Source organism: Halorutilus salinus, assembly GCF_026242195.1.
In the GTDB taxonomy this organism is placed as follows: Archaea; Halobacteriota; Halobacteria; order Halobacteriales; family Halorutilaceae; genus Halorutilus; species Halorutilus salinus.
In genome coordinates this window covers 199,790-212,715 of the sequence record NZ_RKLV01000001.1, presented here as the reverse complement: position 1 = coordinate 212,715, position 12,926 = coordinate 199,790, and the positions used below count along the sequence as shown (strand labels likewise).

Annotated in this window: 8 protein-coding genes and 2 pseudogenes; all 10 read right to left on the bottom strand. The window is 61.7% G+C overall.

All coding sequences use genetic code 11. The features are described 5' to 3' along the window. Positions 1-35: 35 nt before the first annotated feature. On the bottom strand, positions 36-2,627 hold the full coding sequence (locus EGH25_RS12195; protein WP_420841075.1) for a TSCPD domain-containing protein: 2,592 nt from the start codon (positions 2,625-2,627) through the stop codon (positions 36-38). Beyond that, positions 2,622-5,696 (bottom strand): annotated as a pseudogene (locus tag EGH25_RS12190) (LAGLIDADG family homing endonuclease); the annotation flags it as partial. The pseudogene EGH25_RS12190 and the gene EGH25_RS12195, both read right to left, overlap by 6 nt. A gap of 708 nt (positions 5,697-6,404) precedes the next feature. Continuing rightward, positions 6,405-6,995, bottom strand: a pseudogene (locus tag EGH25_RS12185) (ribonucleotide reductase N-terminal alpha domain-containing protein); the annotation flags it as partial. A gap of 159 nt (positions 6,996-7,154) precedes the next feature. Then, positions 7,155-8,153 (bottom strand): type II glyceraldehyde-3-phosphate dehydrogenase, encoded by a 999-nt coding sequence (locus EGH25_RS01120; RefSeq protein ID WP_266085520.1) that lies wholly within the window; start codon positions 8,151-8,153, stop codon positions 7,155-7,157. Positions 8,154-8,192: 39 nt separating this feature from the next. Beyond that, positions 8,193-8,516, bottom strand: a complete 324-nt coding sequence (locus EGH25_RS01115) for a hypothetical protein (RefSeq protein WP_266085518.1) — start codon at positions 8,514-8,516, stop codon at positions 8,193-8,195. 72 nt (positions 8,517-8,588) lie between these two features. Beyond that, positions 8,589-9,275, bottom strand: coding sequence for a phosphoribosylformylglycinamidine synthase I (gene purQ / locus EGH25_RS01110; RefSeq protein ID WP_266085515.1), 687 nt, complete (start codon positions 9,273-9,275; stop codon positions 8,589-8,591). Further along, complete coding sequence (purS, locus tag EGH25_RS01105) at positions 9,272-9,520, bottom strand: phosphoribosylformylglycinamidine synthase subunit PurS (RefSeq protein ID WP_266085514.1); 249 nt, start codon at positions 9,518-9,520, stop codon at positions 9,272-9,274. The genes purQ and purS overlap by 4 nt, the downstream gene beginning before the upstream one ends. Positions 9,521-9,567: 47 nt before the next feature. Next, entirely contained in the window at positions 9,568-10,602 is a 1,035-nt protein-coding gene (locus EGH25_RS01100; RefSeq protein ID WP_266085513.1) for a phosphoribosylaminoimidazolesuccinocarboxamide synthase, read from the bottom strand. A 32-nt stretch (positions 10,603-10,634) separates the two neighbouring features. Continuing rightward, complete coding sequence (gene cofH / locus EGH25_RS01095) at positions 10,635-11,951, bottom strand: 7,8-didemethyl-8-hydroxy-5-deazariboflavin synthase subunit CofH (RefSeq protein ID WP_338071856.1); 1,317 nt, start codon at positions 11,949-11,951, stop codon at positions 10,635-10,637. 45 nt (positions 11,952-11,996) lie between these two features. Beyond that, positions 11,997-12,917: a tRNA-intron lyase gene (gene endA / locus EGH25_RS12050; protein ID WP_266085512.1), complete on the bottom strand. Its 921-nt coding sequence runs from the start codon at positions 12,915-12,917 to the stop codon at positions 11,997-11,999. Between the last annotated feature and the right edge of the window lie 9 nt (positions 12,918-12,926).

Genomic DNA, 12,926 nt, shown 5'->3' with positions numbered 1-12,926 from the left:
GGTTCGTCGTCGCGCGTCAAAAGGACGACGCTACCTTAGCACTCGGAGAACCCGCAGTCGTTGCACTTGACGCATCCCTCTGTGTAGACGAGCATCGAGCCGCAGTCGGGGCATTCGGGGTTGCGTCCTTCGTCGATTATCTGCTGTACGTCGCCACCCGAAGCCGTCGCCGTGCCGCCGTCGCTTTCGGCACGCGGCTCCTCGTCGTCGTCTTCCTCGCGGAGCGGAAGACGCGACTGCTGTGGACGTGTCTCTCCGTTCATGTACCGTGTCATAGCTTTCGCTATGCCATCGGGAACGCTGTGAACCTGCTCGCCGCGGTCGAACGTCACCTTCGGCGAACGTATGCCTTCGAGTTGCTGTACGACCTGTTGGGGCGGTATGCCGGAGCGGAGACAGAGGGACGAGAGACGCGCGATAGCCTCGGTGAACGAGGCGGTGTAGCCGCCCGACTTGCCGATACGTGCGAAGACCTCGAAGACGCCCTCGTCGTCCTCGTTGATGGTGACGTACAGACCCCCGTACCCCGTCTCGACCTTCTGAGTAGCGCCCGAAATGGTGTCGGGTCGCGGACGCGGCGCAAACTCGTCGCCGCGTTTCGGGGGTTCGGCTTCGGCGGTACCGTTCGTCGCGTCTTCGGTCGCCGTCGGTTCCGTTCCGTCGGCTTCCCCGCCCGACTGTGCGCCTGCGGTCGCCTCAGGCGTGTCGGCGTCGGATGTATCGATACCCTCGACGCCGTCGGTGAGTTCGTCCACGGTGAGTTCGCCGTCTGCGAGCATCCCGCGCACCTCCTCGACCGGGTCGACGTCGTCCGCGGCGTCCTTGTTGTCGGCGCGTGTCGTCAGCACCTGCTTCGAACGCGTGCCGTCGCGGTAGTAGGTGACGCCCTTGCCGCCGTTTCTGTAGATGTACTCGAAGACTTCCTTCGCGTCCTCGACCGTCGAGTCGTGTGGTGCGTTCGTCGTCTTCGAGATCGCGCTATCCACGCCTTCCTGACACGCACACTGTACCGATGCGTGCTCCTTCGCTGACAGGTCGCCCGTCGTGACGAAAAGCTCGCCGATTGCGTCGGGTACGGTGTCGAGACCGTCGACGCCGTCGAACTCGTTCGCCGACATCTGCTCCTGAGCCTCTTCCTTGACCGCCTCCACATCGATGTCGTTCTCGCGGAGAACACGGAGGAAGTAGTCGTCGAACTCGACGAGCATCTCATCGCCCTGTACGTCATCGGAGACGTTCTTGTAGTAGGCGACGTTGTAGATAGGTTCGCAACCGCCCGTCGTGTTGCCTATCATCGAGGTCGTGTTGTGGGTGACGAACCCGTTTGCGACGTACGTGTTGTTCGACGGGACGCTGATGTCCTTCGTGTACGCCGTCTCCTCGGTGACGGATTTGACGGGTGCGGCGTAGAAGTCGTTAAGACGGCGACCGTCGACGTGAACCTTTTCACCCGTCTCTTCCTCGACATCACGCACGAGCTTGCGGGTTACGGAGCCGTTTATCGGTGACTGACGAACCCTGTGCTTCGTCTCCTCGCTTACATCGTCGTAGCCGCTGAGGTCACGCAGATGATCGGCGACAGCGGGCGGGTAAGAGTCGCGCTTGTACGACTGTGACGTAAGCTTAATCTCGGTCGTCTTGGTTATGAATCCGATCTTGTCGAGGAAACGTTTGTCCTCGCGCTTGTTCGCTCCGCGTACGCTGTACCGTGGTCTGTCGCCGTAGTGGTTCTCCATGCCCTCGGTTTCCAGCACGTCCTGAACGAAGACACAGTCCAGCGACAGAAGGAGTGTCTGTACCTGCTCGGCGAGTTTGGAGGAGACGGTCGAGAGTTCGACCTTCCGCGAGGCGGTTCCGTCCGCCTCAAACAGACCGCGCAGGAACGACTTTGCGCACCCTTCGTCACTTCCGAGCACCTCGTCGGGAACAAACGCGCTCGCCGCGCCCTCGCCGTTGTTTCCGTCCTCCTTCTTCCAGCCGTTGTCGTCGAAGTAACGAGGGAGGTGGCGTCCGCCGAAGATAAGGACATGACGCGTACCTCTGTCCTCAACGGTCGGTGTAACGCCGAAGACCGACTCTCCAAGTTCACGCAGATATTCGTCTATCTCTTCGGCGTCGGACTCGACAACGAGCTTTACACCCACGTCGTCGTGGACGTAGCCGTCGCCCATGAAGTAGCCAAGGAACTCTGCGAGTTCGGACGACATCTCGTCGGGGAGTTTGAGATCCGGATCCGTGTTGCGGTAGTAGTTCTCGCGCTCAGTCGTGTCGAGTGTAGCGCGGGATCCGCCCTCGAACGTGTCGCGCTGAAGCACTATACGATCACCCGGTTTGAAGTCGTCGGCTTCCTTCCACGTATACTCGCCGTCTTCGGTGAGCGTACGGAACCTGTGGTTCGGGGTTGCGGCGACGCTGAACCCGCCTTCGGTTCGGATACGCCGCACGTCGGCGAAGCCGTTGTCGTAGACAGCCGTCGCCGCCTTCGTCCCGCCGTCCGTGGCGACAGCTTCGTCTATCTCGCCCCACTGGTCGAACTCCGCGCCTGTATTATCAAGGCTCTTGATGCGACACAGACCTTCGTCGGTCGAGACTAACGAGTCCTCGTCAACGCATCCTGTCGGAGCGATCGTCGTCGTGTTGTGGTTGCGCACCGGGTAGCCGTCCTCCCAGTCGTCCGCGGACTCGCCCGTCTGTTTCTCAAACCAGTCGGCGTACTCCGTCGGGTTGGCGTACTTCGACTTGTCCCACTCGTCGAAGACACCGCGTTCGTCGGCGAGTTCATGCGAGGTACGTTTCGATCCGTGGTTGATATACCGCATCACCTGACGCGCGACCTCGTTCGCCTCGTCGCTTCCGTAACGTATCCCCGTCTGGACGTACATCTGGGCGAGACCCATTATTCCGAGACCTATCTTACGCATCTCGGAGACCTTCTCCTCTATCTCGTCGATGGGGAAGTCGGACATAGTGACGACGTTTTCGAGGAACCGCGTTCCCGTCTCGATACGGTCGTCGAACTCTCCCCAGTCTATCGCTTCGTCAAGGAAGGCGTCGACAGCGTCTTCGAGAGACGCGTACGAGTCGCCGTTGTCGGCGTACCAGTCGCGCCAGTCGGGTGCGTCGCGCGCGACTAGCGTCGAGAGGTTGATATGTCCGAGGTTGCACGCCTCGTACTCTTCGAGCGGCTGTTCTCCGCAGTTGTGAACTACAACACCGTTTCCGATGAACGAATGTGTATCCGGCTCGGTCAGGTCGTAGACCGCCTCGTGACCGTCGTACTCGACCGACTCGACGGTGGCGTCGAAGCTGTCGGCGTAGGGTTCGCGGTCGTACTCGGCAAGGCGGTCGTCGAGTTCCTCGTTCTTGCGGTCAAGCAGGAAGCCTATCTCGCCCCTGAACCGGACGAGACTGTCCTTCGAGACAACGAGGTCGTGATCAGCCTGTGTTTCGTACTCCTTGGTGCCGCCGTTGCCGTCGGGTAGCTCCTTCGAGCCGGCTTCGTGCCTCCCCTCGTATATCTTACTGAAGACACCGAAGTTGAGAAGTAGACGCTGTACATCCCTGAGCAGTTCGGTGTCTGTGCTCGTCAGACGGACGGAGACGCCTTTTTCGACGTTACCCTGCACGCCTCCATCCGCGGTAAACAGGGCGCGCAGGAAGCCGCGTGCCATCCCCTCGCTCCCACGCGTGACGGCGTCAGGAACCGCGTGTTTGTCCTTGACAAGACCCGCTTCCTCGGCGACCTCGTAGAGCCTCGCGGATCGGATACGTTGTTCGAGAGCGCCCTCGCCGCGGTAGTCGTCACCCCGCGCGATTTCGGACACGCCTACACCGTAGTCGGCGTTGCCCGTGGGTTCACGTACGACCTCGTTAACGTCCTCGGCGAACGCCTCCGAAACCTCTGCGTCCTCATCGTAGAAGTTGAGAACCGCGCGTTCCTCGCCGTGTTTGAGATGCCCGTCGCCGACGAGCCAGCCGAGAACACGTCCCTCGGCAGGGGTGCCGTGACTACCGAACTCACCCTTGCGGTTCTGTATATGTACCGTGTCGTCCTCGCTAAGGCTTCCGGCTTCCTTCCAGCCTTCGTCGGTCATGACACGGTGGTCGGCTGTGAGACGTATCTCATAGCCTTCCTCCGTCGTCAGCCTGTACACGTCCTTCTCCCCCGTCTTGTAGACGCTACTCGCTTCCTTGACCTTCGCGTCGGTGAGGCGTCCATCGACGACGACATCCGTAGCTACGCCGGTCTCGTAGAGTTCCTCCGCGGGAACGAGACCGTTCTCCGTGCTTATGAGCGTATCACCCGTGACACACGGGTTCGTAGCGAGCATCTCGTGGTCAGGATGCTCTTCGACATCGAAGGAGTGCTCGTCGTTGACGCGGTCGAGGTAGATAACCCCGGGTTCGCCGTTCTCGTACGCCCCCTCTATCATACGTTGCCAGACTTCGTTTGCGGGGACGCTCAGAACCTCGCCGACCTCGACGTGGTCGCCCAGACCGAACCTCTCGTATATCTCCTTCGTCCCCTCGGTCGCAACGTGAGGTTCGTCCGTACGCGGGTTGGTGAACGTGAACTCCTCGTCGTTTTCGAGCGCCTCCATGAAGTCGTGCGAGACGCCGACGGAGATGTTGAAGTTGGACAGATGTCCTTCGGCGGCGTTACGGAGATGCTGGGGCACGCGCCCGTCGTCGTCGATCAGTTCGCGCGCCTCGTCAAGCGCCTCGGTGAAAGACGTGTGTGTGTAGTCGTCCGGGTCGTTGAGACGGAGCGTGTGGGCGAGCGACACGTCCTTGTTCTTGGCGTGTATGAACTGTATGACGTCAGGGTGTGATACACGCATAACGCCCATCTGCGCTCCGCGGCGTGTCCCGCCCTGTGCGACCGTCTGACACATCTGGTCAAAGGTACGCATGAAGGTGATGGGTCCCGAAGCGATACCGCCTGTGGAGCCGACGGGATCGCCGTAGGGGCGTAGCTTCCAGAAGGCATACCCCATTCCACCGCCGCTGTTGTGAGAGACGATCGAGTTTGCGACGTACTCGGGTTCGTCGGCAACGGTCACGTCGTATACGGTGTCGGTACCCGCATCCTCGACGGTTTCGACGGGTACCTGCCACGTCGAACCCTCGATGCTACCTACGGTCGTTTCCTCGGAGTCGACAGATCCGAACTCGTCGCGCATCGTTTGGTCACGCGAACCGACGAAACCGATGTCCTCGATGAAGTTCTTCAGACCCGTCTCGCCGGTCGGTCCGACGTTGTAGTAGTCGCGTTCGTCGGTGTCGTACCCCCACCGTACGGCTGGAACGCCGATGCCGAGCAAGAGGTTCTGTACGCCGTCTATAAGCTCCTCCGAAGCACTCCAGAGACGCGGGTACAGATCCTTCTGTAAGCCACCGTCGGTCGAGAAAAGACCGCGCAGGAAAGCCGAGACGGTCTCGGTGTCGGCGCGTTTTACGGCGTCCGGAACCCGCGCTTCTGTCGCATCGGGCTTCGCGTCACCGAAGTTGGTGAGCCACCACCGTTTCACCTCGTGGCTATGCAGGACGGCGTCGTAACAGCCGTCTTCCCATCTCCGGTCAAGTCCGGCGTCGAACAGTTCTCGGCAGAGACGGTCTGCGCGCTCAACCGTCTCATCGCGTGCGAGATGGAAACGTATACCGTCCTCGTGCTTGGAGCCGTCGCCCACCCACATCCCTACGAGTTCGGCGAGTTCGGGTGTAAGCGTACCGGGCTGTCTGACGGTCTTGACGCCGCTTCCGTTCGGATCGAGAGACCGCTGTTCACGGTAACGGGCGACGGTACGCGCTGAGACACCGAGTTCGTCGGCGATCTGACCGTCGGTGTGTCCGTCGCCGTGGAGTCTCTCGAAGCCGTCGGTGTCGAAGCCAACGTCCCCTTCGGAGCGTCCGCCGGTTCCGTTGGGGTCAAGACCGAGTTCTATGGAGCGGCGTCTTTGAACCGTCGAAGGCGATGTACCGAGGGTCTCCGCGATCGCGTAGTCGCTGAGACCTTCGGCGTGGAGTTCCTCTATATCCCCGTTCGAGACGGTACGGCTTTCGCCCCACATCGCGCCCGTCTCGACCTTTTTGAGTTCGACATCGGTACCACCGTTGTCGAGCCATCCGAGGCGGAGGGCGACCGAGTCGCCTTCCCCTACCTCGTCTATACGCGTCCAGTCGCCGTCGATGAGGAGTTCGTGGTTGGGCGTCCCCGTAACCTCGGTTCCGGCTTCGGTTACGAGACGGCGAACCGGCGCTTCGTCGTACGCGTGTACCTCGTCGACGTTCCGCGTCGTATGCCCGTCACCGTCGCGCTGTACGATACCGTCGCCGGGTTCGACATCGGCTACCGAGACGGTGCCCTTACCCTCCACACGGACGGTCGCGTCTTGGGTGAGGCACTGAAAGACCTCCGCCGCCTCCTTCGCCGTCTCGTGTATATCCTGCATGTCGTCGCCGGGCGAGTCGACGAAGCACGCCGACAGCTGTTGTAGCTCGTCGCCCGCGTTCATAAGCGTCGGCGAGTTGGGGATGAAAGACAGACGTTCCATAGCCTCCTGAAACTCGTCGCGCGTCTCAACAACGGCTTCTCGCACCTCGCCCTCAAGCTTGGGTACGACGGTGTCGTACGCGAACTTGGAGACGTTCTCCTCGGTGAGTTGCGTCGTAACGTCGTCCTCAAGAGCGACGCCCTCGCCGAACACCTCCTCGACGAGTTCGTCACGGTTCGAGTGGTCGGTCTTTACGTCCGAGGGTTCGACGTAGACAGTTTCGCCGTTGCGCTCCGCGGCGTAGACGGCTTCCGCGAGAGCGACGTTCTTGGCGACGCGTTCGAAAAGCTCCTCCTGATCCTCGACCATCTCACCCTCCTCGTTCTGACGCAGGTACCGCGCGGGTAGTATGCGCTCGTACGCGTTCTCCGTAAGACGATCCTTCAACGTGTCCCCTGTCGTGCGTTTCACCGGCAGTTCAACAGAGTTGTGTATGCTCAAATATTCGTCCTCCTGAACGACACGTCGTTAGTCGGCGGGGATAATAAAACTTGGTCAGACCGTGCGAGATGTCGGGTACACCATATCGTGGCGGCTACATGTAGCGGTGTATTGTTGCCTCTCCCCGGACAGATTGAACGGTTGTCGGGTGGGTACAGCTCAGATTCCGAGTGTCTCGTTCGTTGCGCGGACGCTCTCGTCGCGGTCTGCGGTTCCCGCGATTGCACGCACCGCGTCGACGTTCTCCGGAACAACGTCGCTCTCCTGATGGATCGCTTGGAACAGGTAGAGTTCGCCGTCCTCAACGGACACGGAGTCACGCCAGACCATGTTCTCCCACGCGTCGCCGCGCGGTCTTCCTTCGTCAAGCATCATCTCCTTGATTTCGGCGGTACTCGATACGCGGTCGTCGGGTTCGACGAAACGGACGCGCGACTCGTCTTCGAGTGTTTCGATCACCTCGGCGCGCGACGCTTCGGTCTCGACGTTTAACGAATGTACGTGCATCAGGGTTGCGGGAACCTTGAACCCCGTCGTCGTTATGTCAACGTCCATCACGGTACGGACGTCGGGTCCGTGGTGCGAAGGGATCGTGATGGGGTTCGGTAGTATGTCGTTGATAGGTCCACGTCCGTGTTGCGAAGGGTCGCCGCCGCGGCGCACGAGCGTAGCGCGCACCTTGCCTATACCGTGGTCGCGTTCGAGGGGATGGAGGACGCGTAGGAGTCCCGTCGTGTTGCACGAGACGACGCGTACGGAGTCCGCGCCCACACAGTCTCCGTAGTTCGCCGACGCGTTGAAGCTACGTTCGGCGACGGCGTCGTCCTCGCCGCCTTGGAACACCGCCTTGACATCGTGGTCGTCGTACATGCTCGCGTTCTGTGCCCCTACGCCCGACGGGCATGCATCGATGACGACCTCGGCGCGTTCGAGCATCTCGCCGACTGTACCCGCCGTATCGATCCCCGCATCGGCGAACTCGTCGGCGCGCTCCTTGACGGCGGCGTACAGAGGGTATCCGCGTTCGACGGCGTTACGCGCCTCAAAGTTGGGCTTCGTCTTGGCGACACCGACGAGATCCATACCGTCCTGAAGCGCGACGGCGTCGGCTACGCGTTTTCCGATGGTGCCGTATCCGTTTACCGCAACGTCTACCATGGTCGTCCAAGACGCGGAGATCGCTTTAGGCTTTCGTGTTCAGTCCTCGTCGTCCTCGTTGAACGGTGGTAGTTCGAGCCTGTGGAGGTATAGACGCCATGAGGAGTCAGTGTCGGAGCTGTGTTTCTCGGTCTTTTGGGGGCGCGTGAGAAGACGTATAGTAACGTACAGCCCGACGACGGAGACGACGAGAAAGACTGCGAGGGAGCCAAGCTGAACGGGTAGAGCGCCCGGAGAGACGGATACAGAGCCGTCTGTGTAGGTAACGACCTGTACGGAGGCGAAGAAACGCAGGGTGACGTAGAAGACGGAGCCGGTTATCCCGAGAACCGCGGCGACGAGCACGAACCTTCTCCCCCTCATCGTTCGATGGTTATACCGGTGGGAAATAAACCTGACTAACCTATGCGCGTCGTTTCAGTCCGTGCGCGTCGTCTATCCGTCGGAAGGATCCGAGAACCCCGCGAGAACGTCGAGACCGTCGTCGGTTCCGAGAAGCGGATGTGAGGCGCGTTCGGGATGGGGCATCATAGCGGCGACGTTGCGCGACCCTCCGACGATACCCGCGATGTTGTCGACGCTTCCGTTCGGGTTGGCTTCGTCGGTCGGTTCGCCGTTCTCGTCGACGTACCTGAAAAGAACCCGGTCGTCGTCTATGAGGGCGTCGAGGTCGTCGGGAACGTACCGTCCTTCGGCGTGCGCAATCGGTATCTCGACGGTATCGCCCTCGTCGAAACGACGCGTAAACGGCGTGTCGGTGGTCTCGACACGGAGACGGACGGGTTCGCACCGGAACCTCGCGGAAAGGTTCTGTGCGTAAGCGCCTTGGACGACATCGCTTTCGCACAGGATCTGCGCGCCGTTGCATATACCGAGAACGGGCGCGCCGTCGTCGACACGGTTGCGGACGCGTTCCATAACGGGTGTACGCGCCGCCATCGCTCCGGCGCGGAGGTAGTCGCCGTACGAGAAGCCGCCGGGTAGGACGACGCCGTCGGCGTCGGCGACCTCCTCCTCGTCCTTGTACCAGACGGTGTCCGCGGGTACGTCGATACGTCGGAGAGCCTTCGCAACGTCGCGGTCGCAGTTCGAACCGCCGAACGATACGACAGCGACCGTCACGTCTCACGTACCTCCACTGTGTAGTCGTGTATCGTGGGGTTCGCAAGGAGTCGTTCGCACATCTCCTCGGCTTGTTCGCGCGCCTCGTTCTCGTCGACGGCGTCGATCTCAACGACGTACTCGTCGGCGGTGCGTAGGTTCTCGACACCGAATCCGAGACGGTTGAGGGAGCGCTGTATCGTCTTCGCCTCCGGATCGAGGACGCCCCCCTTGAGCGTCACGCGTACGACGGCTTCGTAGGTCATGTTCGGGGTTCGTGTTCGAGCGGTAATACCTCTTGTTATACTCGTTCTCAGCCGATACGTCTCTCTATACGTCCGACGACATCATCGAGCGCGGGCGCTTCGAAAAGTTCGCGTTCGGTGTAGACGTTCGCGCCCGCGCGGTACAGGTCGCTCGCCGTCTTTGCGACATCACCCGGAAGCGGCTTCGGCTGAACGTCGCAGAGTCCGCGCCAGTCGGCGACACCGCGCGCGTCCGCCTCGTCCTTCGCGTCGCCGACGGCGTCGACCCATTCGGGGTCGTACCCCTTGTAGAACTGACGGAGGAACTCCTTGCTTATCTGCGTGCCGTCGCGCAGGAACCTGTTTTCGTCGAACGTTCCCGCAACGTCGGCGACCTTCACGTCGCCGTCGTGGTACAGGCACTCTATCTTTCCGTCCTGATGTGAAAGTCCCACACCGTCGGCGTGTTCCGTGATGACCTCGTTGACGGCGTGCGCCGTCTCACGGAGCGTCCCAAAGGCGTCCTCGTCGAGTCCCGATACGGTCAACGCCTCCTGATCGTCGAGGTAACGATCCTTCTCCTCGAACTTGGTCGAAAACTCGACGAGAGGTTCGTCGAGTTCGACGGTGCCGTCGTCCCATCCGTCGGCGTCGACGCCGAGGTCGGACGGTTCGTAACGCGAACGTATCGACGAACCCGGAGGGACGGCGTTACGGAAGACGATCTCCAGAGGGACGAGGTAGTTCGAACCGCCCTCATCATGGAACGCGTCGTAGCCGTACTCGCCCGTCGTACCGTCGAAAGGAAGGTCGGGCACGCGCGTGAGTTCGATAGCCATCGCGTCCGTCGGCGCGTCGACCTCGTCGAGCGAAACCGTCTCGCCGTCACGGACGACGCCAAGGTAGTGTGTCGGTACCCCGGCGTCTTCAAGGAGTTCGAACGTCTGCGCACCGGTGGTACAGAGAGCCGCGCCCTTACGGTCTATCCCATCGGGCATCTTGCCCCAGTCGAATACGGAGTAGTCGTCGGAGAAGACGAACGTCCCGCGACCGAGCGACGACGACGGGGGTTCGTCAGCCGTCAGCCTCTTTACGCTTCCCATGTGGGCGGGTTGGGTGCGACCCACATATAGCTTCAGGTTCCGTCGAGAAGAGGCGTGCCGTCGGCGTCGGGTCCAAGCGCGGGTCCGTGCGGTGGGTCGTCGACTACGCGGTGTTTTTGATAGTCGGTCGAACGTTCGACGGGGACGCGGTCGATAGAGCGCACCTTTTCGACGTACCATCCGAACGAACGGAACTCGCCATGTTCGCCACCCGCGCGTTTGGTTATCTCCTCCGACAGGAGCGTACCCATGAAGTCGTTCGCACCGCATTCGAGCATACGCAGACCGAGTTCGTCGCCGTACTTGACCCACGACGACTGTATGTTTTCGATATTGTCGAGGAAAAGACGCGAGACAGCGATCATGAGTTCGTCCTCGGCGCGCGACGCACCCGTCACGCCGCGTTTGCCGAGGGGCGTGTTCTCGTGGACAAAGGAGAGAGGCACGAACTCCGTGATAACGTCCGTCTCGTCCTGTAGGTCGCGCACACGTTTCAGATGGAGCGCACGGTGGTGGGCGTTTTCGACGTGCCCGTACATTATGGTCGCCGTGGTTCCGAGACCCGCCTCCGCCGCACCACGCATCGCGTCCATCCATCCGTCCGTGTCTATCTTGTTGGGACAGATAACGTCGCGTACCTCGTCGACGAGTATCTCCGCCGCGGTTCCGGGTACGGTGTCGAGTCCCGCGTCGGCGAGGTTTTCGTAAACGTCACGGTACGTCCGTTCGGTGCCACGGCGCGCGTGCTCCGCCTCCTCCGGCGTGACGGCGTGGACGTGTAGGTCGTTCATCGCGCGTATCTGGTCGACGTACGTACCGGGATCGTCGACAAAGTCGCCGGCTGGGGTGTACTCAGCACTGCCTTCGACCGCCTCACGGTGTTCGTCGTCGAGCACGAGCGCCGGATGTAGACCGCTGACGGAGCACACCTCGTAGACACCGCGTTCGCGTGCTTCTGCGACGGTTTCGCGCGACTCCTCGACCGTCTTGGTAAACCCGTCACCGCCTTCGTTCTTGAACCCGTGCGGTGCGTCCTTGAAGTTACAGAACAGACAGCCGACGTCGCACGCCGTCGTGACGTTGTTGTTGATGTTGGCGACGAAGGTTACATCGTCGCCTACGACCTCACGTCTACGTGCGTCCGCTGTTCCGAGAACCACGTCCTTACGTTCGGTGTCGATACCGTCTACGTCGGTACCGGTCGTCAGGAGTTCGACAGCCTCGTCGACGGTCAGACGGTCGCCGTCCCTCGCGGATCCGAGGGCGTTCTCAAACGGCACCGGCGTCTCGACGGACGGAAAGTCGGTTTCGAGCGACGCCGGAACGTCGGACGCGAATAGGTCTCCCACGTTTGTGCTACGTGTCCGGTAACAAGAGGCTCACGGTTCGGTTTCTCAAGGACGTTCGCGTTCGACGGCGACGTATTCGACGGTGTCGTCCACGAGGGCGAAGACGGCGGTCTTCCTAACCCCGTGCGCGAGACGGACGGCACGTGATAGCTCGACTACGGGGAGCGACCCGTTGGGGTTGAGGGGCGAGACGAGGAAGCCCGCGTGGTCGTCGTCGGTCGTCTCGTAGACACGGAAGTCGGAGCCGAACTTGAACCCCGTACGCGGGCACGTACCCCTGTCGCGCAGGTCGGTGTAGACGGCAAGGCGTCTGTCATCGACACCGTCCGTGTACCGGCTACCGTCGTCAACGAAGCCGCTGTCAGCGAGGTACGCCGTCTCGACGTCCGAGAGGACACGTCCTTCCTCAGCCGAAGCCCCGTACCTCGGCGGTTCGAGCACGGAGGCGTCGGTTACGAGGCTCTCGCCCCCGCGTTCCTCGACACGTACAGTTCGCGACGGTTCGGGGAAGTCGCCGTCGGGTTCGACGCGCGCGAAGTCGAAGTACGTGACGTCGCCGTCATCGTCGGCGACAGCGAGGAGATGGATACGTGTCGACAGGCTAACGTCGTCGCCCTCGCGCGCTACCACGACGCGCCCAACAGCGGAGGCGTTCGCGGGATGTTCGCCGCGTCGGTACAGACGGAGTTCTTCGCCGTGGTCGATGTAGTAGCCGCGGTCGCGCAGGTCGGTGTAGACGCGCAGGACTGCGAAGTCGTCGACCGCACGCCGGACGAAGTCGGTATACCCGTCGCCGTCCACGTCGCCAAGCTTCCCCTCTGAGAGCAGGTACGCGGCTTCGACGGTTGAGAGGGAGACAGCGTTGCCGTCAAGGGGTTCGCCGTACCCGCTCGCGTCGTATAGCTGTTGGCGTGCGTCGTCCGTGACACGGACGCGTCTGTCGTCTTCGTCGTACGTCGCTTCCACGTTCGCCCG

Bases quoted from the DNA above. Each gene is read 5' to 3' on its own strand.
- EGH25_RS01115 (WP_266085518.1), bottom strand. From the start codon at position 8,516: ATGAGGGGGAGAAGGTTCGTGCTCGTCGCCGCGGTTCTCGGGATAACC.
- EGH25_RS01120 (WP_266085520.1), bottom strand. From the start codon at position 8,153: ATGGTAGACGTTGCGGTAAACGGATACGGCACCATCGGAAAACGCGTA.
- EGH25_RS01100 (WP_266085513.1), bottom strand. From the start codon at position 10,602: ATGGGAAGCGTAAAGAGGCTGACGGCTGACGAACCCCCGTCGTCGTCG.
- purS (WP_266085514.1), bottom strand. From the start codon at position 9,520: ATGACCTACGAAGCCGTCGTACGCGTGACGCTCAAGGGGGGCGTCCTC.